Source organism: Bacillus sp. JZ105, from assembly GCF_053903125.1.
On sequence record NZ_CP096387.1, the window covers coordinates 1895760 to 1922241 of the forward strand.

Genomic DNA, 26482 nt, shown 5'->3' on the forward strand with positions numbered 1-26482 from the left:
GTTATTCATCCTTTATGAAGTAGTCTGAGAGTGATAAGCACGTAAACAGTGACTAGGCAGGGTTCGATCTACTTTTGCTTCAATCCATTCTGCCGCTTTAATTAATGCAGGAAGGTGAATATTTGTCTCAATTCCTAGTTTTTGAAGCATATGCACCACATCTTCTGTCGCCACATTTCCGCTGGAACCAGGTGCATAGGGACATCCGCCAAGCCCGCCGCTGGAGGAGTCAAATATGGTGATCCCTGCTTTTAATGCCGTATAAATATTCGCAAGAGCCATCCCCTTCGTATCATGAAAATGAAGAGCGATTTTATCAGCAGGAAAACGTTCGAGTAAAATGTCTAAGCGTCTTTCTACTTGAAGCGGATGGGCTTCACCGATGGTGTCACCGAGAGATATTTCATCAATGCCATAAGAAAGCAAAATATCCGTTAGCCGGAGGACTTGATCCATTGGCACTTGTTTTTCATATGGGCAGCCAAACACGGTGGAAATATACGCGCGTGTGTTTTTTCCTGCTGCTTTTAAATCAGCTGTCATTTGTTTGATAACAGGAAGTGTTTCGTGGATGGATTGATTCATATTTTTCTTGTTATGTGTTTCACTCGAAGAGATGAACATAGCGCCTGTGTCAAGATTGGCTTCAAAAAAATGAGCTAAGCCTTTTTCATTGGGAATGAGTGCTGCATAGGTGATGCCGTCTTTTTTGTTAAAGGATTGGGTGAGTTCTTTGGCATCTTTTAAGGCTGGAACCCATTTAGGATGAACAAATGATGTGATTTCAATATAAGGGAGCTGGGCTGCTGCGAGCAGATCAATCCACGTTCGCTTCTCGCCTGTGTCAAGCCAGACTGATTCATTTTGCAGTCCGTCCCGCGGCCCGACCTCCCTGATAAGCACACTCTTTGGTAATGCCATCTGGCTCCCTCCTATTCTGATAGTTCTAAAAGAACCTCTCCTTCATCGACAAACTCTCCCTCTGCCTTATACACTTTACTGATGATCCCGCCCTCTTCAGCAACGATCGGAATCTCCATTTTCATTGATTCTAAGATGGCAACCTCCTGTCCTTTTTGCACTTCATCACCTTGTTTCACAAGGAGCTTCCATAAGTTTCCAGCCATTTGAATTGTGACAGTTTTCATGAACGGTTTTCCTCCCTTTTTTTCATGAGAAAATCGGTGGTGATGCTGCCTTGTAAGAAAGCAGAAGATCCGGCCATTTCCCTTAAAAGCGGTAAGTTGGTTTTGATCCCTTCTATTTCATATGCTTGTAATGCCCCTTTTAATCGTTCTATTGCAAGTTTTCGTGTATCACCGTAAACGATCATTTTCGCAATCATTGGATCGTAAAAAGGGGTAATGATGCTTCCATTTGTCACGCTTGACTCATGACGGATATACGGAGCTTCAGGTGTGGAAAGCCGAGTGATCGTTCCTGGTGATGGATAAAAGGTGACGGGATCTTCCGCATAAATTCTAACCTCGATGGCATGGCCGATTTGATGAATATCCTCCTGATTAAAGGAAAGCGGCTCACATGCAGCGATTTTCAGCTGCTCCTCGACAAGGTCAATGCCTGTAATTTCTTCTGTGACAGGGTGCTCTACTTGTAATCTTGTGTTCATTTCTAGGAAATAAAAGTGTTGATGCTGATCAACTAAACATTCAATCGTTCCTGCATTTTCATACCCAATCGCTTTGGCTGCTTTGACGGCCATCTCCCCCATCTGATGTCTTACTGATTCATCAAGACAGGCGGCTGGTGCTTCTTCAATGATTTTTTGATGTCTTCGCTGGAGTGAACAGTCGCGCTCAAATAAGTGAACCCCATGGCCGAAGGAATCAAAAAGGACCTGAATTTCAATGTGCCGAGCGTTTTCAATGACCTTTTCCATATACAGCGTCCCATCGTTGAAAAAGCTTTGCGCTCTTTTTTGATTCCCTTCAAAAGCCCTGTACAGCTCCTCGTCATTTTGCACGAGCTGCATGCCAATTCCTCCGCCCCCGCTTGATGCCTTGAGCATGATCGGATAACCGAGTGACTGCGCTTGACTGACCCCTTCTTCTGCATCATGCAGCGGAGCTGAAACGCCTGGTACAATGGGGATACCTGCTTGAGCCATCGTTTTTCTTGCTTCAATTTTATTCCCCATTCGCTGAATGACTTGTGCGGATGGGCCAATAAAGGCGATTCCTTCGCTGCGGCAGCGTTCTGCAAAGGCTGCATTTTCTGATAAGAGGCCATATCCTGGGTGGATGGCATCTGTATTTGTCTGTTTGGCTACACGAATGATGGCTTCCATGTTTAAATAGCTCTCAGATACTTTCGCGCCTCCAATCGGATAGGCGCTTTCTGCTTCTTGCACATGAAGTGCATGCTGATCTGCTTCTGAATAAACGGCGACGGTGTGGATTCCGAGCCTTTTACACGTTCGAATAATTCGCCTAGCAATTTCGCCTCGATTTGCAATCAGTACTTTTTGAAACATCACTGCCTTCACTCCTTTATTAGATCAAGCGCCTGCTTTTTCAGACGAAATTTTTGAATCTTCCCTGATGCGGTCATTGGATACTCGTCAGTGATGAAAAAATATTTAGGAATTTTGTAGCGAGCCATTTGCGACTGACAATAGCTGGTGAGTGTCTCAATTGTCACCGTCCTACCTTTTTTAAGCCGAATGAATGCGGCGGCTTCTTCTCCATACGTCTCGTCAGGTATACCAACGACCTGTGCATCAAGGATATCCGGATGAGTATAAAGAACATCCTCAATCTCTTTTGGGTAAACATTCTCCCCGCCTCTAATGATCATATCTTTCAGCCGTCCTGTGATTTTCACATAGCCGTCCTCATCCATCTCTGCTAAATCACCCGTATGAAGCCAGCCGTCCTGGTCAATCACTTCATTTGTGGCTTCTTCATTTTTATAGTAGCCTTTCATCACATGATAGCCTCTTGTACACAGCTCTCCTTGTTCTCCTCTTGGTACTTCCTCCGGCGTGCCTGGAACGGTGATTTTCACTTCAATGTGAGGAAGCGCCCGGCCGACCGTTTGAACCCGCCTTTCAAATGAATCATCCGTTCTTGTTTGGGTAATGACAGGAGAGCTTTCGGTCTGGCCGTAAGCAATCGTGAGCTCCTTCAGTCCCATTTGTTCAATGACGGCTTTCATCACATGGGATGGGCAAAGAGATCCTGCCATAATGCCCGTTCGTAATGTGGACAGATCGTATTGGTGAAAATTCGGATGGTCGAGCTCTGCAATGAACATTGTCGGGACGCCGTGAAGGACGGTGCACTTCTCTTTTTCTACGGTTTGAAGAACTCGCTCTGGGTGGAAGGATTCAATTGGAATGATCGTTCCTCCTTTTGTGAGACACGCAAGCACGCCAAGAACGGATCCAAAGCAATGAAAAAAAGGAACGGGGATACACATTCGGTCCTTTTGGGTGAGCTTCATACAATCTGCGATTTGGCTGGCATTGCAGACAATGTTTGTATGGCTGAGCATAACTCCTTTTGGATAGCCGGTTGTGCCTGAAGTATATTGCATATTAATGACATCATCAGGTGCAAGCTCATCCATTCGTTTCTCCCACTCATGATCCTCTGTTCTTTTGGCAGCTGCTTGAATACTGTTCCAGCTGCGCATGCCCTTTGGCGTGTGCTCACCTATATAGACGACACTTTTTAAATAAGGAAAAGATGAGGATGTGATCTCTCCTTGATGAGCGTTTTGAAGCTCCGGTATGAGTTCTTCAAGCATTTTGACATAGGATGTCTCTTTGAATCCGTCTACGATAAACAGCATGCTGCTATCAGAGTGCTTGAGTAAATAAGCGAGTTCTTGTGATTGAAAGTTTGTATTCACGGTGACAAGAACGGCTCCAATCGACGCGCAGGCGAATTGCAGCATGAGCCATTCGGGTACATTGGGCGCCATGATGGCGATATGATCCCCTTTTTGAACCCCTAATGCCATAAGACCTTTTCCGGTTTCCTTGACTTCTCGATAAAACGCTTCATATGAATAACGTAAAGAACGTTCTGGATACACAATGGCTTCATGTCCTGGATGCTGATCCTTTTTCTCTTTTAATAACGAGCCGATTGTCTGTGGATGAATCGACATCATGGCTTTCCTCCTCTATTGATGGTAAGCGTTTTCATTATCGGATTACGCTAACAGTTGTCTTGCGATGACTAGACGCTGAATTTCAGAGGTCCCTTCTCCAATTTCCATTAGCTTGGCATCTCTCACAAGCCGTTCTACACCACATTCTTTCATGTAGCCTGTTCCCCCGTGAATTTGAACAGCATCAAGACTTGCTTTTGTCGCCATTTCAGAAGCGAAGAGTTTGGCATAGGCAGCTTCTTTTGTAAACGGCTTGCCGTGATCTTTCAGCCAAGCGGCTTTCCAAACCATTTGTCTAGCGAGCTCTATTTGCATCGCCATATCTGCCAGCTTAAACTGAATCGCTTGGAAGGAAGAAAGGGTCTGCCCAAATTGCTTTCTTTCTTTTGCATGCGAGAGCGAAGCATCTAGTGCAGCTTGTGCGATGCCAACTGATAACGCAGCAATTGAAATGCGCCCCCCGTCTAATGTATATAAAAATTGCTTAAAGCCTTTCGCTGGGTCTCCTAAAATATTCTGGGCTGGTACACGTACACCGTCTAAAATGATTTCTGCTGTATCTGAACCGCGCACGCCCATTTTGTCATATGGATTTGTAATGGTCAGCCCTTTTTGCCCTTTCTCCACAATGAAGGCGGAGATGATCGGGCGGCCGTTTTCATCTTGATCCGAGACAGCAGTGACGATAATGGTTCTGGCAAAATTGGCGTTTGTGATCCAGCACTTTTCCCCGCTAATGACATACTCTTGTCCGTCTTTGACTGCTTTTGTTTTCGTCCCTTTTGCATCTGACCCTGCATTTGGTTCTGTTAATCCGAAGGAACCAAGTGCTGTTCCAGAAGCCAGCGGGACAAGGTGGTCCATCTTTTGTTCCTCTGTACCGAAGTAATAAAGCGGGCTTGCGCCTAAGGAGACGGCTGCGGCATAGCTAAGACCTGTACTACCGCACTGTTTTCCGATTTCTTCTACAGCGAGTGCATATGATATCGTATCTCCTCCTGAGCCGCCGTATTTCTCTGGAAAGGGGATGCCCATAAAGCCGAGCTCCCCCATTTTTTGAAACGTTTTGGCTGGGAATACGGCCTGTTCATCAATGGTTTGAGCGAGTGGTGCAATTTCTGCTTTGGCGAAATCTTTGACCATCTGGCGGATCATTTGTTGTTCTTTCGTTAATTCAAAATCCATCTTGCTTCCCCCTTTAGCTCTTTTCTATCATATTTATTAATCAAGCAGCTGCTTCATGCCAAGCTTGATTGAATTCAGAAAATTAAAACAAGAATAATAGAAAAAAAGCATGAACGAAGAAAATCTCACTCATGCTTTTTCTGTTATTTCACTATTTTTGTAGAAGGCTTGCTTTCGTGATGAAGACGATTCAGAGCCGTAATCTTGTAAGTATCCATTTTCTTTTGATTGACTGGGAGGTCTTTAATCGTTGTTATGGCGCCTTTTTCTTTTCTAACCGTTTGCAGCAATTCATATGTTCCTTTATTTGTTAATCGATAGACTGCATAATAGGATACGGTAGAATGCGGATCATTTTTGATTTGTAAAGCCGTACCATCCGATGTCTTTTTCACAGATTGAATGATTGGTTTTTTAGGTGTTTTCTGATGAAGCCAAGGCATTTCTGGAATGAGAGCTGGTTTGCGGTATGACTCTTCTATCAATCGATCCTTTACATTCAAAGGGTTGCGATTGAGATCCTTCAAGCTGAAATGCATGCTTCCCTGCACAAGCTGTGACTGCCTGTTCAGCTCAATCTGCCTAAAATATTCTTCCGGGTCAGACCAAGCAGGGTCACTGTTTTGATTAATTTTATATGCCGCCTGCCCAATGTACAGGTGAACCGGCTCCCCTTTCACCTCATTTGACCACCATTTCGTCAGCACATCATAAGCGGCAGCTTGAAAGCCGATGCTCCAGTAAATTTGCGGAGTAACATAATCAATATCGTGCTGCTGAATCCACTCTCTTGTATCAGCATACAAATCATCGTAGTTGGTCATTCCTGCAGTGGTGTTTGAACCAGTCGGGTCATCTTTTATGTTGCGCCATACCCCAAATGGACTAATACCAAATTTCACATACGGTTTTTCTTTCTTAATGGTGTCATTGATTTGCTTCACCAGCTGATTCACATTATCTCTTCGCCAATCTTCTATATGAGTAAATGCTTTTTTTCCATATGTTTCATACGTTTCTTGATCTGGAAATGGTACACCGGCTATTTTATATGGATAAAAATAATCATCCATATGCACTGCATCAATATCGTAGTTTTTCACAACTTCTTCGATACCGCCGATAATGAAGTCCTGAGTTTCAGGAATACCAGGATTGTAATATAGCTGATTACCATACGTAATCGTCCAATCAGGATGTTGTCTTGCAGGGTGATCGGCAGACAAACGGCTGAGATCAGTATGATTCATTGTGATTCGGTAAGGGTTAAACCAAGCGTGAAATTCAAGGCCGCGTTTATGAGCTTCTTCGATCATAAACTCAAGCGGATCGTACCCCGGATCTTTCCCTTGTGTTCCAGTCAAATATTCTGACCACGGCCCGTATGCTGAAGGATAAAAGGCGTCTGCTGTTGGTTTAATTTGCATAATGACGGCATTCATATTCATCGCTTTGATTTCGTCTAACAAACGAATAAACTCTTGCTTCTGCTCTGCTACAGGCAGCCCCTTCTTTGAGGGCCAATCTAAGTTATAAACAGATGCAATCCATACCGCGCGCATCTCTCTTGTGCTCTCAAGCTTCCCTTTTGGCACTGCACGAGCTGCTAGACTGCTAGAAGGAATCAATAAAAATACAAACATCAACATCAGTGTTAAAACTGTCATACTGATCTTTTTCAGCATGTTTTGCATCACCTCATCTTAAGTTTATTCCGCTTTTTGTGATGGAATGCCAGCAGATGGTGTAAGCAGAATGTTTTTCATTTCATTGAGCTGAGCTTCAGGGACTTTGCAGGCTTCAATTAAATACCGCTCTGCACTCCCGTATGTCTCCAGCATTTCGTGCAGCACATCTTCAAGATAATCTTGCTGCACACCAACAAGCGGCTGAATTTGTTCTTTTGACACCCGGTATAAACTCATCAATCGGACAAATCGTTCCTGCCTTCTGACGAGCATTTGCACGCCTTCATTGGAACGCATGTATTCACTTAAAACGACAGTCAGCGGTACACCTGCCACCAACTGAATCAGGGCAGATAAAAAACCTGTACGGTCCTTGCCACTCGTGCAGTGAAGCATCAGCGGGTAATGGCTTTGATCTGAAAGCAGTGTGAACAGCTGCCGAATCTCTTCTTTACGCTCTGTCAGCATGCTTTGATATAACTCTTTCATGATCGGTGTAAATGAGAGAGACTTCCCTTCTGTTACCAGCATACGAAACATGGTCCATTTACTTGGCATCTTACTGTCAGGCTGCATCGGAATATGGACGATTTTGTCGTGTTCCTTGATCTTTGGCGGATGTGATTTACGTTCTGAGGCTGTACGGAGGTCACAAACGGTTTGAATTCCGAGTGCTGAGAATATCTCGATGTCTTGTTTCGACAAACGGGATAAGTCTGCGGATCGATAAATCATTCCCTGTTTGATCACCATCCCATCTGTTGTTTGAAGCCCCCCTACTTCTCTAAAATTCGCAAGCTTTGAAAATGGGTTGTTTGATTGATTCATAGAAGTGAAAGTTCCTTTCTGGTTTCTTTCTTTTTTCTATCATACGCTTTTATATCAAAGGAGAAAAGAGAATCAATTGACCTAATCCATGTAAGAGAATTTATTGGTATAATGAAAAAAGGACATTCGGATTGATTGGAGATATGAAGTATGATAAAAACAAAACGGATTCAGCAAATCAAAGAGTATGTGTTTGACCGGGAATCTGCCTCACTTGATGAGCTTGTGGCACATTTTGGTGTCTCAAAAAACACGATACGCCGAGATGTACAGGCTTTGGTCGAGTCCGGCGTACTCAAAAAAGTGTATGGCGGAGTGGCTGTGAACCACTCAACGTTAGTGGTGTATCAAGAGCGAAAGGTCCGTCAGCTCAGTAAAAAGCAATTGATCGGTCAGACGGCTGCTGCTTTTGTGGAAAACGGAGATATGATTTTTATTGATTCTGGTACGACAACGCTTGAGCTGCTCCCCTATTTGACGGAGAAACAGGTGACCATTGTGACCAATAATGTCGATTTCATTACACAAGCGATGCCTTATGAAAATCTCACCATCTTTTCCACTGGCGGGATGCTTGAAAGAAAAACGAATTCTTTCGTTGGGTATCAAAGTGTTGAGCGCTTAAAAGCTTACAATGTCAATAAAGCCTTTATCGCGTCAACTGGTTTATCCATTGATCACGGCGTCACGAATTCGTCTCCGCTTGAAACCGATATTAAAAAGACGCTCGTTCAAAAAAGTGCCAAAACCTTTTTATTAGTGGATGATAGCAAATTCGATCATTACGCCTTGACCACATTTTGTGATTTGCACGAGATTGATATCGTCGTGACCAATCAGGAGCCAAATGAAGATTATCTTCAATATGGAAAAGAGCATGACGTGCGGTTTGTCACGCCTTCATCAAATGAATAGAGGGACAAAAAAACGGCTCAGGAATTTGAGCCGTTTTTTGATTCATTGATTTCAAGCTGCACGATCATACGGAATAAAAATCGGTATACGGCCGAGATGACGTCAATGAAAGCCGTATCTTCGTGAATATCCTCAAGCTCAAGAATCTGTAAGTTCACATCAAATAAGCCATCTTGGCCATTAAATTGAAGCTGAGCACCATTTAATGGCGATAGCACGTCCTTTAGAATATTCGTGTCTTTTTTAGGACGTTTTAAACCGAACAGCACAGTATACGTTTGAAACACTTCATCCCATTCAATGGCCAAGCCATCCACTTTCACGACATCAAACCACTTGGATTCGATATAAATGAATTCTTTTTGATGTTTTTTCACATATGTAAGCGGTGTGTTTAGAAATGAGGCGTTTTCTGTTTGAATCATGTCTTCTGATTCCTTGTCTACACGCTCTATATATACATCGCCAAAACGGGCTTCTTCTTTTATTCGCGCCCCTTCTAATGTCCAATTGCGGCGCACCGCTTCATCATATTCAAAGTCGGTCAGCGCCTGTCCTTCTTTCAGTAAGTCTTGTAAGCGATTTTGCAGTGACATGGCTATGTCTCCTTTCTTCTCCTTCATGTGTGTTTATTATTTTAGCATAACTCATGAAAAGAAAGATATGTCCCAGCATATGATGGTATGATAGTGTCAAAAGAAACATCTCGGAGGGGTACGTTTTGCTCACAATGACACTGGCAGAAAAAATCGTAGACGAGGTTAAAAAGGTGCTGACTGAGGAAATCATCATCGCACAAACAAACGGCACCATCATTGCAGCAACAGATCCAGCGCGCGTTGGACAATTTCATGAAGGAGCGTATCTGACATCTTTTGAAGGACAGAAACGAATTCTCACAAAGGATGACCAGCAGCACATGAAAGGCGTCAAAGCTGGCATCAATCTGCCTATTTATTTTAAGCAAGAGGTCATCGGGGTCATTGGAATGACAGGAGATCCTGTACATGTATCTCCTTTTGGCGAAATATTAAGAAAAATGACCGAGTTGCTTATTCATGAACATGAATTTTTTCAAGAAACTGAAACGGATGAACGTCAGCTCGAAGCGTTTGTATTCGACTGGCTTCATCTGCCAGAGACAGCGGTTGATCTCACTGAAAAAGCGTCGCGGCTTCAGCTTGATATCAACAAGGAGCGCGCAGTTGTCCTGATCGATTGTCAGGATGAATCGTTTATGAAGCAAAATCAATACAAAGAATTGAAGGAAACGCTGCATCTCAACAGCCAGGAGATCATCGTCCGCTGGGGGCATGGCCGCTTTTTACTCATGCTGCAATCAACAGCAGATGATCGTAAAGCCTTGCAGCAGCGCCTGTTTCACATCCATGCCTCCCTCACGGCCCGGAGCACGCCTGGGGTTTTGATTGGTGCGGGAAAACCAGCAGCTGCTCATTTGATGAAGCAATCGTTTCAACAAGCCTTTCGAGCATTAAAAATGGCACATGCTGATACGCCGATTGTATTTGATGAAGATTTAACGCTCGAACTTTTTATGGAGGAAGTAAGTCAGGAAACAAAAGAAGTGTTTCTTGATCGAACGATCGCCCCTCTTCTCCCCTATCCTGAATTAGTGAAAACATTGCGGGTACTCATGACATCAGATTGTTCATTGAAATATACCGCAGAAGCGATGCATGTCCATATCAATACACTGCATTACAGGCTAAAACGAATCCAAGATTTAACGACACTTGATCCAAAACGCATGCAAGATGCCATGCTCTTTTATTTAGCCTTCATGCTATTAGATGATGATCCAAAAAAACGAAGCAAACAGCCCGATATTTTGTAGAATCGTCCATAGGCATGAGGCGATTCTTTTTTTATACTGAAAGAAACGATACGTCTCATCAATAGGAGTTGAATACGTATGTTACATTCTGAATTTTTAAACCAATTAAAAAAGATTGTTGGCGCATCTTACGTGCAGGACAGTAAAGCTGATCGGCTTGTCTACTCTTATGATGCAACACCAAATTTTCAGCATATGCCAGATGTCATCGTAAGCCCGCATACGGCTGAGGAAATCCAGCAAATTGTCCGGCTCTGCGCTTCATATAACATACCGATCGTGCCGAGAGGATCAGGAACGAACCTTTGTGCAGGCACATGTCCCACTCAAGGCGGACTTGTGCTGCTGTTTACAAGAATGAACCAATTAATAGAAATAGATGAAGAAAACCTGACAGCAACGGTGCAGCCTGGTTTGATCACACAGGAACTTATTCGCCAAGTAGAGGGGAAAGGCCTCTTCTATCCACCTGATCCAAGCTCTATGAAAATCTCTACATTAGGCGGAAATATTAATGAAAATTCAGGTGGTCTCCGGGGGTTAAAGTATGGAGTGACGAGAGATTATGTCCTTGGACTTGAAGTCGTTCTGCCAAACGGTGACATCATCAAAACAGGCGGCAAGCTTGCAAAGGACGTGGCCGGGTATGATATGACCCGTTTGTTCGTAGGTTCAGAAGGAACGCTCGGGATTGTCACTGAGGCCACGCTGAAGCTTTTGCCGCTTCCAGAAACAAAACAAACGATGCTTTGCTTATATGAAAGTTTAGAGGAAGCCGCCGCTTCAGTGTCGGCGATTATTGCAGAGCGTATCATCCCCGCCACATTAGAATTTATGGATCAGCCGACTCTGGAAGTCGTTGAAGACTTTGCAAAAATCGGTTTGCCGACTGACGTTCAAGCGGTGCTGTTAATCGAACAAGACGGCCATCCTGAAGCGGTTGCCCGTGATATGCAGCGCATCGCAAAAGTGTGTCAGCAGCATGGTGCAAAAGAAGTGAATATCGCACATTCTGAAGAAGAGGCAAATGCACTTTTAACAGCGAGACGATCCGCTTTATCTGCCCTCGCCCGCTTAAGCCCGACGACCATTTTAGAAGATGCCACAGTTCCCCGGTCTGAAATTGCCAGCATGGTGCGGGCGATCGAAGACATTGCGAAGCAGTACAAAGTGAAAATCTGTACATTTGGTCATGCAGGTGATGGCAATTTGCATCCTACTTGTGCAGCAGATGCAAGAAATGAAGAAGAAATGAAACGGGTGGAAGAAGCCTTTCAGGCCATTTTTGAAAAAGCAGTCTCACTTGGCGGCACCATTACGGGTGAACATGGCGTGGGTCTTATGAAAGCCCCTTACTTAGAACTAAAGGTTAAAAAAGAAGGCATTGCTGCAATGAAAGCGATCAAACATGCGCTAGACCCGGAAAATATCATGAACCCTGATAAAGTGTTCGGAAAAGCCGCAAGAAAGCGGGTGGTGGTCTCATGAGTTCTAAACAAACAGAGATTCAGCAAGCATTTCAGCAGCAAATGGACGAAAAAGAGATGCTCAATTGCATGCGCTGCGGATTCTGCCTTCCTTCCTGCCCTACTTATATTGAATCTGGTCAACAAGAAACACACTCTCCCCGGGGCCGAATTGCTTTAATGAAGGCGGTGAGAGACGGCGTCATTGAGCCAGATGAAGATGTCGAGCATTCACTGAATCTTTGTCTTGGCTGCCGTGCATGTGAACCGGTCTGCCCTTCCGGCGTTAAATATGGACGGTTACTTGAAGATGCAAGAGACATCATTCAGCAGCACAAAAAACAATCCATTCCTGTCAAACTTGTAAGACGTGTCGTGTTTAAAGGTCTCTTTCCTTCACAAAGCCGAATGCGGAAAGCAGCAGGACTTCTTCGTTTTTATCAAACATCTGGTCTCCAAACGGCTGCCCGCAAAACTGGCATGCTGAAGGTGCTTCCACCGCACTTACGCCTGATGGAACAGGCGCTTCCAAAGGTGCCGCGTCAACGAAAAAGCCGTTTGACGGAATACAAAGCCGCCGGCCCAGCGAGAAAACGGGTCGCCTTTTTTACTGGCTGTTTAATGGACACCGTTTTTTCCAGCACAAACGAAGCGACCATCCAGCTTTTGCAGCTGGCAGGCTGTGACGTCATCGTCCCTCCTATTCAGACGTGCTGCGGAGCGCTCCATGGCCATAGCGGTGAAAAAGAACAAGCGAAACAGTTAGCAAAGCGGAATATTGAAGCGTTTGAAGAGATAGATGCGGATGCCATAGTCATGAATGCAGGCGGTTGTGGCGCTTTTTTAAGTGATTATGATTATTTGCTTTGTGATGATCCGGATTTTCAAAAGCGAAGTGAAGCTTTCTCAAAGAAAATCATGGATATATCAGACATTTTAGTGGAGCTGGAATTTCACCGCCGCATGCCGCTTGCTTTGCCAGAGCAGGTCATCACCTATCAGGATTCTTGTCATTTGCGGAACGGAATGGGTGTACAGCATGCACCAAGGGTGCTGATGAAGGCCATTCAAGGTGTATCATTTAAAGAAATGAAGGATTCGGGCCGGTGCTGCGGCTCAGCTGGCATTTACAACATCTTGCAGCCAAAGATGTCGATGCAAATCTTAGATCATAAAATGACAGAAGCCACTCAAACAAAGGCCGCTGCCATCGTTACGTCTAATCCAGGCTGTCAGCTGCAAATGGCAGCAGGCATCAAACGCTCAGGGCACTCACCAAGCATGCGTGCCGTCCATCTAGCTGATTTATTATTAGAAGCCGTTCTATATGGAAAAAAAGCGTCCAGCCCATCAAGCTGAACGCTTTTTTCATGCATATCTTTAGACAATCGGTTAGATAATAGAGGCAAATCGCCGAAGGAGCTGGTCCAAATGCTGAAGAAAAACAAACAACAAAAGGACCCGAATTCAGTATTTGAAGCATTGTCACGTTCTGCTGATTTTACAAATGAGCTGTCTCGGGATGGAGATTTTCTGTATAGGATTTCCTTTTTTCGTTCATTGATTAATGGACATCTTCTACATGAACAAATTCTCCCCTCCCTCAAACAACTGCACCTGTCACCCACTCTTGAAGAGCTGAAAGAACGAATTTCCATTGAGCAGGCTGTCATCACGAGCGATCTTCAAAAAGTGCAAGAAGCCCTTCACCGGGGCAGTATTGCGATTAGACTTGAGACAGACTGGGGCAAAACGCTTCTTTTGCCGATTGAAGAAAAGAAAGGCAGACAAATAGGTCCGCCTGAGATTGAATTTGGGATTATCAGTGCTCAGGAAGCATTTGTGGAGGTTTTAGATACCAATTTAAATTTGGTCAGACGGCGGATGCCGACGCCTCACCTAAAAGTTGAGGAAAAGACGGTTGGTACGCTCTCTCAAACAAAAGTTGCCGTGTTATATATTGAAGAAATCGCCAACCCGGAAAACATCGAAACGGTTCTTCAACGAATTGAGGACGTTGATTATGATCAGATTTTAGATGCGAATTACCTCGCTCAAATGCTTTATGATGTATCCAATACGATCTTTCCGTTGTTTTTGAATACAGAAAGACCCGACCGCGTGTCTTCAGGCTTATCAGAAGGGAAAATTGCCATATTAGTGGATGGCTCGCCTCATGTCTTGCTTGCCCCAACTATTTTACTTGAGTATTTTTCCACGATGGAAGACTACAATATGTCATGGATTGCAGCTTCTTGCTTTAGGCTGTTACGCATATTTGCTGTGATATTTTCCATTTTTGCGACACCTTTATATGTTGCCGTTTTAACCTTTCATTATGAACTGATCCCTAAGGATTTATTAGAAACCATTGTCTCCTCGCGCTATCTTGTGCCATTTCCTCCGATCATTGAGGCACTATTTTTAGAGATTTCGATTGAATTACTAAGAGAAGCAGGTTCAAGGCTCCCAGCTAAAGTCGGTCAGACGCTCGGGATTGTTGGAGGGATTGTCATTGGACAAGCTGCTGTAGCAGCAGGCTTAACGAGCAATATTTTACTCATTATTGTTGCCCTGTCTGCTCTCGCCTCATTTGTCACGCCTATATACAAAATGGGCAGTACCATTCGGCTGCTGAGATTTCCTTTTTTAGTTGCAGCACAGGTTTGGGGCGCATTAGGTATTGCTGTGATGGGATCTTTTCTGCTCACCCATTTAATGAAATTAACTTCAATTGGCCGGCCGTATTTAGAGCCTATTTTTCCAATGCGCCTTGCTGATTTAAAGGGCAGTTTGATTCGTCCTCAGCTCCGTTTTTTGAACAAAAGGCCGGAAAATTTACGTCCGCAAAATGAAACCATCCATCGCTCTAAGCCGAAGCAAGGCCGCAAGGGGAAAAATGATTTTTATGAATAAGGAAGTGAAGGCATGAGCTCTTCTTCTGTCAAAGAGAAATTTCAAGTATCCCCTTATTTTGTGTTTTTTTTCATCAATGCCAATCAAGTCGGTGTCAGCATTTTAAACTTTCAAACAAACCTTGTTCGTTCTATCAATAATGATGGATGGATCGCTATTTTGATTTCTGGCATGAGCGTCAATGGGATGATCTTTCTCATGTACTTGATGTTTAAAAAGGCCCCTTCGGATGAATTTGGTGAAATCACGCAATATGTATTTGGCAAATGGATTGGGCAATTATTGAACATTCTTTATATCTTATATTTTGCTTCTTTGTCGCTGACCGTTCTTATCCATTACATGGATGTGATCCATGTTTGGCTGTTTAAAGAAATCCCTGGTCTTTTGTTTGCATCTGTACTGATGCTGCTTGTGTATTACATTCATACCGGCGGCTTTAGAACCATTGCTGGATGGGCATTTTTTAGTGTTGTACTGACGTATTGGATGACGTTTATTTGTTTTTATGCCATGAAATATAGTCATATTCGTTTCATGTTCCCAATGTTTGATCATACATTTTCGCAAATGCTTGTGGGAGTCAAAGATGCCTCCTTATCCATGTTTGGTTTTGGCACGCTGCTTGTCTATTATCCCTTTATTAAACAAGCTCAGACATCTCAAAAATTTGCTCACATGGGGGCATTATTTACGACATGCTTAAGCTTGCTCACTTTTCTCGTCTCTATTGCGTATTACTCAAGTGCTCAGCTCAAATTAACAAAATGGCCGACGCTAACGTTAACGAGCATTGTGAAGCTTCCATTTATCCAGCGCTTTGAATTTATTGAAGTGTCTCTTTGGCTGCTTCTGATCATTCCAAATATCGCGATTCCATTATGGGCAGCGAGCCGAATGGCAAAAAGAATGCTTCATACGAGCCAGCGCGTCACGTTCATCGGGCTCAGCATCCTCATTCTGATCATGTTTTCGTTTTTTGCCAGTGCAACTTCTTTTGAAACCTTTAATCAATGGGTGGAATTTAGCGGATTCATTATGATCTATGGATTGATTATCTGTATGGTCATTGGACTGATGCTGAAAAAAAGGAGGGGAAAAAAACGAGCATGAAACGTTATATACTTACGGGCCTCATGTTGTGTAGTCTTTTGTTAACCAGCTGTGCAGAGCCCCGCCTTTTAGATGAATTAAATATCTCTCAGGCGGCAGGATTTGATTTATTGGAAGATGGAGAAATGAAGGGCTTCTTTGTCTTCCCTGTCTTTAAAAATCAAGAGCAAGGAAGTTATCAAATATTAAGCGCAAAGTCAAACACCATTAGTAATATTCAATTTCTCGTGTCAGAAGAATCACCTTTTCCAGTAGTCATGGGCCAGGTGCTCGTTATTTTAGTCAGTGAAAAGTTAGCAAAAGAAGTCGGCATGATCGATTTAATGAATTATATTTATCGTGATCCTATTATTGGTTCACGCCAAGTGTTTGCGATTGTAGACGGAGAAGTTAAAGAGTTATTATACACAAAAATGAATCAAACGAACTTAAATATAGGTGTATATCTCTCTGATCTGTTGGCCCAAAATATGCGAAATGGCAATGAACCTGTTACCAATCAGCATATTTTTATGAATCAGATGCTGGCAAAAGGGGTCGATGCATACCTCCCCTACATTAAGAAAAAAGGCAATGGCATCAAGATCACAGGAGTCGCTCTGTTTGATCATGAAAAAATGGTCGGTCATATCCCCGGAAAAGACACGTTCACATTTAAAGCGATGATTGAAAATCATAAAAATGGCATCTACGAATTTCAATTGGCTGATCATGCAAAGACCCATGTCGTCATTGAAAATATCAAATCCCATGTGTCTTACCGAATTAAACCGACGGAAAACCTAACAAAGAAGCCTCAGATCATGATTGATATCAAACTGAAAGGTGAATTAAAAGAATTCATGAAGTCCAAAAAGATTGATAAACCATCTATATTGGACCATGTTGAAAAAGAAGTAGAAAAACGTGTCGCTCAGCAAGGACAAGACCTTGTTCAATCCTTTAAAAAGCAAAACATAGATCCGCTTGGGCTGGGCCTGAGGTATAGATCAAAAGACAAAGCAGTAACACCAGGAAAATGGAAAAGCATTTATCCTGATGCAGAAGTACAAGTTAATTGCCACATGAAGATTGTTCAAACCGGAGTCAGCCAATAAAAAGGCTTATTCGAATATGTCTTGTTTATTCTCCAAAATTTTGGATACTTTCATTTTCGCTCGTGGAACCGGATCTTTTTGATGAACATCATGTAAAATCTTTTCCACTTCATTTTTATCAGTTTTAAGGATTTTAGGTGAATATTGTCGGTCTATTCCCTTTTGCACAGTTTGCCATTGTATCTAGTGCAATGAAGCTGAAAGGTCTTCCTTTGTTTAGCCAAGATCTCATTCTCTCCCAGGTTGGGCAGCTGACGGCTGCCAGCCTTCCCCACTGATCGTGAAAATGGGTGCAATTTGACTCCATCCAATCCAATATTTTGTGAGAAAGGAAACGATGCAGGCAAATAAAAGCCTCTAACGGCAATTCTTTTTCACTGATTGATTTCAATTTTCTAATATATGGTGCAATCCCTCATCTCCCGGCAAACTGCTGGCTGCTGCCCACGAAAATGGGTAAAGGAATTCTTCGTCCGTCTGATCCAAAAGTTCCCTGACCCATTCAGCGGCAAATGTATCTAGAACATCAGCCGTGATCTCTAACATTCGTGATTTCACTTCGGCATGATCCGTTTCATAAAACCTACTTTGTGATGACGACGTCCTCCTCTAGTCGGAAAGCCTGTCCGTCCTCTCCATAAAAATCATCGCGGGAGTAAAAATTGTTTAGGAGAATGGAGAACAGCTAGATTATACCAGTCAATAGGCCGTAATGAATAGCTGAGTAGTCTTTCGTGGCATTGATGGCATAATGGATAAGGCTGTTTCGGTTCATCAGACGATTCTACAACGTTCATTTCGTTTTTTTGACAGGTTTCACATAAAGTAGTTGTCCCCATTGTTTTTACTTCCTTTTACTGCAAATGAATGGTCATTCTGCTTCTTTCATCTTTCATTCGAGAAAGCATAAGGTGAAATAGAGATTATTCTATCTATCACCCGGGGCCATTGATCCATGTTGAATCAACTGAAGAGATATTCTAATCTTCATCCTTTACATCGGGGTCTTCCGGAATCGGTTCATTTAAAATCTCTTGGACGAGCTCTTTATATTGTTCGAGCTGCTTCAAATGTGTTTGAAACTGTCCTTGATAAATGAGATAAGATTCCCCGTCAAATACGTAACGAATCTTTTTTTGCTGGATTAATTTTTCAATATACGTTTCTGATACTTCCAAGTATTCAGCTGTTTCTGCGATTGTTAAATACATGTTTGTGCACCACCCGTTCGTTTCATCTAGCAAATTATATCATGTTCTGCTGAAAAAACGGATGCAGCCTATTTTTTATGATGACCATTTTTCATATATCAAGTAGATCGTCTAAATGCCGGCAAATATGGTATGATAAAATCTGCTAGACGAGAGCTTTTTAACATAGACTTGACCGCAAGCCATGCTGGCATATAGAAAGCATACTCATGAGAAAAGCAAAACAAGCATAGGCTCTTATAAGGATGCTTGAAGAAAATTCGTATTTAAAGGCAGAGTGAAATGAATGGGAACCTTGTTTAATGAAATTTTGACCTGGCTGACAAGCCTAGGTTACGCAGGTGTTGCACTTGGACTGATGATTGAAATCATTCCGAGTGAAATCGTACTTGCCTATGGCGGATATATGGTATCAACAGGCACAATAGGTTTTGTTGGAGCTGTGATTGCCGGCGTCATTGGAGGTACGCTCGCCCAGTGTTTTATTTACTGGATCGGTCTGTACGGCGGACGACCTTTTTTAACAAAGTATGGAAAGTATTTATTCATCCATGAACATCATATCGCGACTGCAGAGCGCTGGTTTGACCGGTATGGAACCGGTGTAGTCTTTACCGCCCGCTTTATCCCTGTTGTCCGTCATGCCATCTCGATTCCAGCGGGTATTGCCAAGATGCCTTTTTTGAAATTTGTTTTCTTGACAGGATTAGCTGCCATCCCTTGGTCTATCTTATTTATCTACCTTGGCATGCAGCTTGGGACAAAATGGGATCATATTCAAAGTGTTGCTCATGCTTATACAACCCCTATTATGGTCATTGCCATCGTCCTGATTGTTCTCTACTTTGTATTCAAAAAAATTCGGACGAATCGAAAACGGACAATCTAACAAAAACGCCTTTCACTGATCTGGTGAAAGGCGTTTTTTTATATGTGTGCTGATTGTTTTTTCATATATTGGGATAATTCTATAATCATTGCTCCCATCCTCTCAAGTGACGGGGCAAGAATTCGGTCTATTCCCTCTTCTTTTAAAGCTTCAGCCGTGACTTTCCCGACAGCTACTGCCAGTACGTCCTGCTCGAATAATACTTGCAATTCTTCTTTTCTGCCCCATTCTGCGGCTAATTTGAAAAAGGCGTGGACCTGGACAGCGGTTGTAAAACAGACGGCATGAACTTGTCCATCTTTCATTTCTTGCAGCAGCGTTTCAGCTGCCTCTGGTTCAGGAGGTGTGTGCTGATATGGTAAAAGCGGCAAAACATCTGCCCCTTTTTCATGTAAAAACTGAATGAGAGCTGGTGCATTTTCACCATGTAGCTGCACCATCACGCGTTTTCCTTGAAACTCCTTGTCTTCAAGCTTTGAAATCAAGTCACGAACCGTTCCGTCTTCATCAGAGACCTCTGGCTGAATTCCGCGTTTTTTCAGCGCAGCAAAGGTTTTGTACCCTCTTGAAGCAATATGTGCGTTTGATAGAATGTTCATAAATTCTTTACCAAGCTGCAGCTCTTCTGCACTCTCAATCAATGTATCTGTACCGATGCCTGTTGTCAAGATCACCCAGTCGGCCCCTTGCCTCACAAAGGTTTCTATGCCTGGCTTTAAATCCTCTTTGGCTAAAAATACGGTTCCTTGAAGAGAGCGAATAACGGCTTGTCCTCCTTGTTTTTCGACAAGTGTACGCATTTCTTCTGTTTTTCTTGTTCCACAAATGGCAATCGTTTTTCCAGATAAGCCTTTACTCATGTTATCCCTCTTTTTCTATCACATTTGATATGTATTCAATATAGATTTATTTGGAAGACGATGCAAGTATCTACTAAAAAAGAGCTTGACGTTTCTATCGAATTCGAGTATCTTTTGTAAGTGCAAATTGTAGGAGGTCATTATGGAAAAACAGAATGTTCAAGCAATTCGATTATCAATTGCAGACCCAACACCACTTGGTTTGTTTGGTTTAGCAGTGGTGACGCTCGTTGCGTCCTCACAAAAACTAGGAATCACAGATGGCACTTCCCTTATTTTACCTTGGGCTATCTTCCTTGGAGGAATCGCGCAGCTGATCGCGTCCATACAAGATTCAAAGCATCATAATATTTTTGGAGCCACTGCTTTTGGCGCATTCGGTCTTTTCTGGATGGGCGTTGGAACCACTTGGCTCATTCAAGCCGGCGTCTTTGGGAAAACGCTTGCGGGAGCAGCAGATCCAAAACAGCTAGGCTTTTCGTTTATTGGTTATTTGATTTTCAGCTTGTTTATGACGATTGGTGCAATGGAAACACATAAAGTGTTATTTTTGATTTTCGTCTTTATTGATTTCTTATTCATTGGTCTTTCCCTTAGTACATTTGGTGTGATGTATGATGTGACTCATACCATGGCTGGTATTGCAGAATTGATCATTTCCCTGCTTTCATTTTATGGTTCTGCAGCTGTTGTCCTTAATACACATTTTGGCCGTATTGTTCTGCCAATCGGACAACCATTTCGCATTTTTACAAAAGCTTAAATAAAAAAGAACTGCTCTGTGCAGTTCTTTATTTATGTTTATTTTTCTTGTGCCTCTTGAAAGATCTCTCCGATGATTTCATACGAGCGCATTCTTTCTTGATGGTCAAACATATCCGAATTAATCATCACTTCATCTGCTTGAGTAGCTTCTATAAAGGCTTCTAATTCTATTTTCACCTTTTCTTTATCCCCAATGATAGTCGAGCTTAATTGTTCATCCACCATCGCCTTCTCATATGGACTCCAAAGACCGTCCATGCTGTCGACAGGCGCCTTCAGTTTTCCTGGCGTGTTGCGAATGAGACTTAAAAACCGCTGATAATGAGAGGTTGCCAAATATTCAGCCCATTCTGTTTGATCTGCAGCAAAAACCGTTACACCGACCATGGCATAAGGCTCTTTTAATACATCAGAAGGTCTAAATGACTGTCTGTACAACTCTAATGCAGGAATTGTATTTTTAGGTGAGAAATGTGCTGCAAAGGCAAATGGCAATCCAAGTTCTCCTGCAAGTCTAGCGCTGAAACCGCTTGAACCAAGGAGCCAAATTGGAATGTCCAGGCCTTCTCCTGGAACAGCTCTTACATGTTTTTTCACCTGACCGGTCGGTTTGAAATATTGACGAAGTTCTTCAAGCTGCTCAGGGAAATCTTCTCCGTTATGAAGATTACGTCTAAGCGCACTTGCTGTTAACTGATCTGTCCCTGGTGCTCTGCCAAGACCTAAATCAATTCTCCCCGGATACAATGTCTCAAGTGTGCCAAATTGTTCGGCAATGACAAGTGAAGAGTGGTTTGGCAGCATAATCCCGCCAGATCCTACTCGAATTTTTTCGGTTCCTCCCGCAATATATCCAATTAAAACAGACGTTGCAGAGCTCGCTACCCCTTCCATGTTATGGTGTTCTGCCAGCCAGTATCTATGATAACCCCACTTCTCCGCCTTCTTTGCTAAATCCATACTACGATCAAAAGATTCTTTAATGGTACCTCCTTCTGTCACTGAGGATAAATTTAAAACGGAATAGGCTTTGCCTTGTAAAACTGATTGACTCATAAATGATGTCCCCATTTCTTTCAAAAATCATACTATTTTATACTTTCAACACCATAACACAAATCCATGAAAGATTTAAATGATTTGATTCGATGATTTTCGAAATGATGATTTTCTAGGTTTTACTTCCAATTTGAAAATTTGCACATAGAATGAAATATCAATTCTAGGAGATGGGCAATTTGTACAATCAATTCGAACACAAATGTCCCTTTTGCGGTAAATACCATGAACAGCCTCATTACAAAAGATCACGTCATGACCGTCCTCGAAAAAAAGACTGTCCATTCATTAAACAAGAATATTCAAAACAAAATATTTCTCAAGGGAATCAAGCTTGCCACATTGCAAAAGGAAAAAAACAATCAAAACAAAATCAAAGAGCTGGACCAAGAGGCCCGGCAGGCCCGGCAGGCCCAGCAGGTCCCCCTGGGCCAACCGGACCTACTGGACTTGCTGGCGGGTTAACCGGCGTCCTTCCTTTTAATCCCTCACAATCACAAGATTACGATGCAGGGCAAGTGGTCACGTTTGATGGCAGTACTTACATTGCCAATGTTGACGCTCCATCAGGTATACCTGGACTTTCCCCAGACTACACTCTTTTGGCTGCTTCTGGAGAAACTGGACCAACTGGGCCTACTGGGATTGGATTAAGTGGTGTTGAAGCCTATGATCCTGTTATGGCACCAACATATACAGTAGGTCAGGTGGTCACTTATGGTGGTGGTACGTATATTGTGGATTCTGCACCACCTTCAGGTACGCCAGATACGTCGCCAGATTACACACTTTTAGCAGCACCAGGTGAAACTGGTCCTACCGGGGCCACGGGGATTACCGGATCAACCGGGACTACTGGTCCTACTGGTGCAACGGGTAGTACTGGACCAACAGGTCCTACCGGCGCAACGGGGATTACCGGATCAACTGGAGCTACCGGTGCTACAGGTAGCACTGGACCAACTGGTCCTACTGGTGCAACGGGTAGTACTGGACCAACTGGTCCTACCGGTGCAACGGGGATTACCGGATCAACCGGGACTACTGGTGCAACGGGGATCACTGGGGCTACCGGACCTACTGGCGCCACTGGGATTACCGGATCAACAGGTCCTACCGGGGCCACGGGGATTACCGGATCAACCGGGCCTACTGGTCCTACTGGTGCAACGGGGATTACTGGATCAACCGGACCTACTGGTGCTACTGGGATTACTGGAGATACCGGACCTACTGGTGCTACTGGGATTACTGGAGATACTGGAGATACGGGGGCTACTGGGATTACTGGATCAACCGGACCTACTGGCGCAACGGGGATTACCGGATCAACCGGGACTACTGGCGCTACTGGGATTACTGGACCAACAGGTCCTACCGGCGCAACGGGGATCACCGGATCAACCGGACCTACTGGCGCAACGGGGATCACCGGATTAACCGGACCTACTGGTGCAGCGGGGATTACTGGATCAACCGGACCTACTGGTGCTACTGGGATTACTGGAGCTACTGGGACTACCGGCGCAACGGGGATCACCGGATCAACCGGACCTACTGGCGCAACGGGGATCACTGGATCAACTGGAGATACCGGCGCTACTGGGATTACTGGATCAACTGGGACTACTGGCGCAACGGGGATTACCGGATCAACTGGAGATACCGGTGCTACAGGTAGCACTGGACCAACTGGTCCTACTGGTGCAACGGGTAGTGCTGGACCAACAGGTCCTACCGGCGCAACGGGGATCACCGGATCAACCGGACCTACTGGCGCAACGGGGATTACCGGATCAACTGGTCCTACCGGGGCCACGGGGATTACCGGATTAACCGGACCTACTGGTGCTACTGGGATTACTGGAGATACCGGACCTACTGGTGCTACTGGGATTACTGGAGATACTGGGACTACTGGCGCAACGGGGATTACCGGATCAACTGGAGATACCGGTGCTACAGGTAGCACTGGACCAACTGGTCCTACTGGTGCAACGGGTAGTACTGGACCAACAGGTCCTACCGGCGCAACGGGGATCACCGGATCAACCGGGACTACTGGCGCAACGGGGATTACCGGATCAACTGGTCCTACCGGGGCCACGGGGATCACTGGATCAACTGGAGATACCGGCGCTACTGGGATTACTGGATCAACCGGACCTACTGGCGCAACGGGGATTACCGGATCAACCGGGACTACTGGCGCCACTGGGATTACCGGGTCAACTGGTCCTACTGGTGCAACGGGGATTACTGGATCAACCGGACCTACTGGTGCTACTGGGATTACTGGAGCTACTGGAGATACGGGGGCTACTGGCAGCACTGGACCAACCGGACCTACTGGCGCAACGGGGATCACTGGATCAACTGGAGATACCGGCGCTACTGGGATTACTGGATCAACCGGACCTACTGGCGCAACGGGGATCACTGGATCAACTGGAGATACCGGTACTACTGGGATTACTGGGGCTACCGGCGCTACTGGCAGCACTGGACCAACCGGACCTACTGGCGCAACGGGGATCACTGGATCAACTGGAGATACCGGCGCTACTGGGATTACTGGATCAATCGGACCTACTGGCGCAACGGGGATCACTGGATCAACTGGGACTACTGGCGCAACGGGGATTACCGGATCAACTGGAGATACCGGTGCTACAGGTAGCACTGGACCAACTGGTCCTACTGGTGCAACGGGTAGTACTGGACCAACAGGTCCTACCGGCGCAACGGGGATCACCGGATCAACCGGACCTACTGGCGCAACGGGGATTACCGGATCAACTGGTCCTACCGGGGCCACTGGGATTACCGGGTCAACAGGTCCTACCGGTGCCACGGGGATTACCGGATCAACCGGGCCTACTGGTGCAACGGGGATCACTGGGGCTACCGGACCTACTGGCGCCACTGGGATTACCGGATCAACAGGTCCTACCGGTGCCACGGGGATTACCGGATCAACCGGGCCTACTGGTCCTACTGGTGCAACGGGGATTACTGGATCAACCGGACCTACTGGTGCTACTGGGATTACTGGATCAACCGGACCTACTGGTGCTACTGGGATTACTGGAGCTACTGGAGATACGGGGGCTACTGGCAGCACTGGACCAACCGGACCTACTGGCGCAACGGGGATCACTGGATCAACTGGAGATACCGGCGCTACTGGGATTACTGGATCAACCGGACCTACTGGCGCAACGGGGATCACTGGATCAACTGGGGCTACCGGTACTACTGGGATTACTGGGGCTACCGGACCTACTGGCGCTACTGGGGTTACTGGAGCTACTGGAGATACGGGGGCTACTGGCAGCACTGGACCAACCGGACCTACTGGCGCTACGGGGATCACTGGATCAACTGGAGATACCGGTGCTACTGGGATTACTGGATCAACTGGGACTACTGGCGCAACGGGGATTACCGGATCAACTGGAGCTACCGGTGCTACAGGTAGCACTGGACCAACTGGTCCTACTGGTGCAACGGGTAGTGCTGGACCAACAGGTCCTACCGGCGCAACGGGGATCACCGGATCAACCGGACCTACTGGCGCAACGGGGATTACTGGATCAACTGGTCCTACTGGCGCAACGGGGATCACCGGATCAACTGGTCCTACTGGTGCCACGGGGATTACTGGATCAACTGGCCCTACTGGTGCCACGGGGATTACCGGGTCAACTGGACCTACTGGTGCCACGGGGATTACCGGGTCAACTGGACCTACCGGTGCCACGGGGATTACCGGATCAACTGGACCTACTGGTGCCACGGGGATTACCGGGTCAACTGGACCTACTGGTGCCACGGGGATTACTGGATCAACCGGGCTTACCGGTGCCACAGGTAGTACTGGGTCAACTGGAGCTACCGGCGTTACAGGGATTACCGGATCAACCGGGCCTACTGGCTCTACAGGCATCACAGGCGCCACGGGTGCGACGGGTATCACTGGGGCTACTGGTCGTACTGGTGCAACGGGGATTACCGGATCAACCGGACCTACTGGTGCGACCGGTGTTACTGGTGTCACTGGAACAGGTGGTTTTACGGATACAGCACTTTATGCTGCTAATAGTTCTGGATCTACCATTATCACTGTAGCTGGTGGAACGAATATCCCTCTTCCGAATTTTCAAAACATTACTAACTTTACCGCAAACGGAACGAGCACTGTTTTTACAGTATTGCAAACTGGTAAATATTATATTACGTATCAAGTTAACACCACAGCAGCTCTTTTAATTAATACACGTTTGCTTTTAAATGGAGATACTGTGCCTGGTTCTGTTCAATCACCGGTTATCTCTACTTCGTTTCTCAATAATACTTTAATCGTCAATATAACAGCTGGAAGCACCATTTCACTGCAGTTTTTTGGGGCAATTGTCACAGCTATTTTAGTTGGCGGGGGCGGTGCTGCAGGTGCTAGCTTGACCATCATACGGCTTAGCTAAACTAAAAAAGA

23 protein-coding genes are annotated in these 26482 nt (G+C 44.9%); 10 read left to right on the forward strand and 13 right to left on the reverse strand.

What is annotated here, in order from left to right; all coding sequences use genetic code 11:
• Positions 1–12: 12 nt before the first annotated feature.
• The 7 genes from M1D81_RS09585 to M1D81_RS09615 all read right to left on the reverse strand — a co-directional run bounded on the left by M1D81_RS09585 (position 13) and on the right by M1D81_RS09615 (position 7841).
• Entirely contained in the window at positions 13–921 is a 909-nt protein-coding gene (locus M1D81_RS09585; RefSeq protein WP_326134511.1) for a hydroxymethylglutaryl-CoA lyase, read from the reverse strand.
• Positions 922–932: 11 nt separating this feature from the next.
• Positions 933–1148 (reverse strand): acetyl-CoA carboxylase biotin carboxyl carrier protein subunit, encoded by a 216-nt coding sequence (locus M1D81_RS09590; protein WP_024425681.1) that lies wholly within the window; start codon positions 1146–1148, stop codon positions 933–935.
• Entirely contained in the window at positions 1145–2494 is a 1350-nt protein-coding gene (locus M1D81_RS09595) for an acetyl-CoA carboxylase biotin carboxylase subunit (RefSeq protein WP_456267074.1), read from the reverse strand. Before M1D81_RS09595 ends, M1D81_RS09590 begins: the two co-directional genes overlap by 4 nt.
• 8 nt (positions 2495–2502) lie before the next feature.
• Positions 2503–4140 carry an AMP-binding protein gene (locus M1D81_RS09600; protein WP_431020445.1) on the reverse strand — a complete coding sequence of 546 codons (1638 nt, stop codon included), beginning with the start codon at positions 4138–4140 and terminating at the stop codon, positions 2503–2505.
• 42 nt (positions 4141–4182) lie between these two features.
• Complete coding sequence (locus M1D81_RS09605; protein ID WP_025093170.1) at positions 4183–5325, reverse strand: acyl-CoA dehydrogenase family protein; 1143 nt, start codon at positions 5323–5325, stop codon at positions 4183–4185.
• A 143-nt stretch (positions 5326–5468) separates the two neighbouring features.
• Positions 5469–7010: a glycoside hydrolase family 10 protein gene (locus M1D81_RS09610; RefSeq protein ID WP_456267073.1), complete on the reverse strand. Its 1542-nt coding sequence runs from the start codon at positions 7008–7010 to the stop codon at positions 5469–5471.
• Between the two features lie 24 nt (positions 7011–7034).
• Positions 7035–7841, reverse strand: a complete 807-nt coding sequence (locus M1D81_RS09615) for a tyrosine-protein phosphatase (RefSeq protein WP_257802810.1) — start codon at positions 7839–7841, stop codon at positions 7035–7037.
• A 150-nt stretch (positions 7842–7991) separates the two neighbouring features.
• On the opposite strand from M1D81_RS09615, the gene M1D81_RS09620 reads away from it, so the two are divergent.
• The gene (locus M1D81_RS09620) at positions 7992–8756 is read left to right on the forward strand and encodes a DeoR/GlpR family DNA-binding transcription regulator (protein WP_087977569.1); all 765 of its coding nucleotides are present in this window, start codon (positions 7992–7994) and stop codon (positions 8754–8756) included.
• A 17-nt stretch (positions 8757–8773) separates the two neighbouring features.
• On the opposite strand, the gene M1D81_RS09625 is transcribed toward M1D81_RS09620, so the two are convergent.
• A complete protein-coding gene (locus tag M1D81_RS09625) occupies positions 8774–9352 on the reverse strand; it encodes a branched-chain amino acid aminotransferase (RefSeq protein ID WP_456267072.1) in 579 nt (192 codons plus the stop codon).
• 125 nt (positions 9353–9477) lie between these two features.
• Here M1D81_RS09625 and M1D81_RS09630 point away from each other — a divergent pair, with 125 nt between their 5' ends.
• From M1D81_RS09630 to M1D81_RS09655, 6 genes are all read left to right on the forward strand, one after another.
• Positions 9478–10611, forward strand: a complete 1134-nt coding sequence (locus M1D81_RS09630) for a CdaR family transcriptional regulator (RefSeq protein ID WP_456267071.1) — start codon at positions 9478–9480, stop codon at positions 10609–10611.
• A gap of 78 nt (positions 10612–10689) precedes the next feature.
• The gene (gene glcD / locus M1D81_RS09635) at positions 10690–12099 is read left to right on the forward strand and encodes a glycolate oxidase subunit GlcD (protein WP_456267070.1); all 1410 of its coding nucleotides are present in this window, start codon (positions 10690–10692) and stop codon (positions 12097–12099) included.
• Complete coding sequence (locus M1D81_RS09640; RefSeq protein WP_456267069.1) at positions 12096–13436, forward strand: (Fe-S)-binding protein; 1341 nt, start codon at positions 12096–12098, stop codon at positions 13434–13436. Before glcD ends, M1D81_RS09640 begins: the two co-directional genes overlap by 4 nt.
• Positions 13437–13508: 72 nt before the next feature.
• Positions 13509–14993 (forward strand): spore germination protein, encoded by a 1485-nt coding sequence (locus M1D81_RS09645; protein WP_456267068.1) that lies wholly within the window; start codon positions 13509–13511, stop codon positions 14991–14993.
• A gap of 12 nt (positions 14994–15005) precedes the next feature.
• A complete protein-coding gene (locus M1D81_RS09650; RefSeq protein ID WP_456267067.1) occupies positions 15006–16106 on the forward strand; it encodes a GerAB/ArcD/ProY family transporter in 1101 nt (366 codons plus the stop codon).
• Positions 16103–17203 carry a Ger(x)C family spore germination protein gene (locus M1D81_RS09655; protein WP_456267066.1) on the forward strand — a complete coding sequence of 367 codons (1101 nt, stop codon included), beginning with the start codon at positions 16103–16105 and terminating at the stop codon, positions 17201–17203. Before M1D81_RS09650 ends, M1D81_RS09655 begins: the two co-directional genes overlap by 4 nt.
• 387 nt (positions 17204–17590) lie before the next feature.
• Here M1D81_RS09655 and M1D81_RS09660 read toward each other — a convergent pair whose 3' ends face one another.
• From M1D81_RS09660 to M1D81_RS09670, 3 genes are all read right to left on the reverse strand, one after another.
• Entirely contained in the window at positions 17591–17749 is a 159-nt protein-coding gene (locus M1D81_RS09660; protein ID WP_456267065.1) for a hypothetical protein, read from the reverse strand.
• Positions 17750–17847: 98 nt separating this feature from the next.
• On the reverse strand, positions 17848–18042 hold the full coding sequence (locus M1D81_RS09665) for a hypothetical protein (protein WP_456267064.1): 195 nt from the start codon (positions 18040–18042) through the stop codon (positions 17848–17850).
• A gap of 141 nt (positions 18043–18183) precedes the next feature.
• Positions 18184–18414 (reverse strand): excisionase family DNA-binding protein, encoded by a 231-nt coding sequence (locus tag M1D81_RS09670; protein ID WP_456267063.1) that lies wholly within the window; start codon positions 18412–18414, stop codon positions 18184–18186.
• Positions 18415–18700: 286 nt separating this feature from the next.
• Here M1D81_RS09670 and M1D81_RS09675 point away from each other — a divergent pair, with 286 nt between their 5' ends.
• Positions 18701–19303 (forward strand): DedA family protein, encoded by a 603-nt coding sequence (locus M1D81_RS09675; RefSeq protein ID WP_456267062.1) that lies wholly within the window; start codon positions 18701–18703, stop codon positions 19301–19303.
• Between the two features lie 38 nt (positions 19304–19341).
• Here M1D81_RS09675 and M1D81_RS09680 read toward each other — a convergent pair whose 3' ends face one another.
• On the reverse strand, positions 19342–20163 hold the full coding sequence (locus M1D81_RS09680) for a uroporphyrinogen-III synthase (RefSeq protein ID WP_456267061.1): 822 nt from the start codon (positions 20161–20163) through the stop codon (positions 19342–19344).
• A gap of 142 nt (positions 20164–20305) precedes the next feature.
• On the opposite strand from M1D81_RS09680, the gene M1D81_RS09685 reads away from it, so the two are divergent.
• Positions 20306–20926, forward strand: a complete 621-nt coding sequence (locus tag M1D81_RS09685; RefSeq protein ID WP_456267060.1) for an acetate uptake transporter — start codon at positions 20306–20308, stop codon at positions 20924–20926.
• Between the two features lie 38 nt (positions 20927–20964).
• Here M1D81_RS09685 and M1D81_RS09690 read toward each other — a convergent pair whose 3' ends face one another.
• Positions 20965–21984 (reverse strand): LLM class flavin-dependent oxidoreductase, encoded by a 1020-nt coding sequence (locus M1D81_RS09690; protein ID WP_456267059.1) that lies wholly within the window; start codon positions 21982–21984, stop codon positions 20965–20967.
• Between the two features lie 173 nt (positions 21985–22157).
• Here M1D81_RS09690 and M1D81_RS09695 point away from each other — a divergent pair, with 173 nt between their 5' ends.
• The gene (locus tag M1D81_RS09695) at positions 22158–26471 is read left to right on the forward strand and encodes a beta strand repeat-containing protein (RefSeq protein ID WP_456270874.1); all 4314 of its coding nucleotides are present in this window, start codon (positions 22158–22160) and stop codon (positions 26469–26471) included.
• Positions 26472–26482 lie beyond the last annotated feature (11 nt).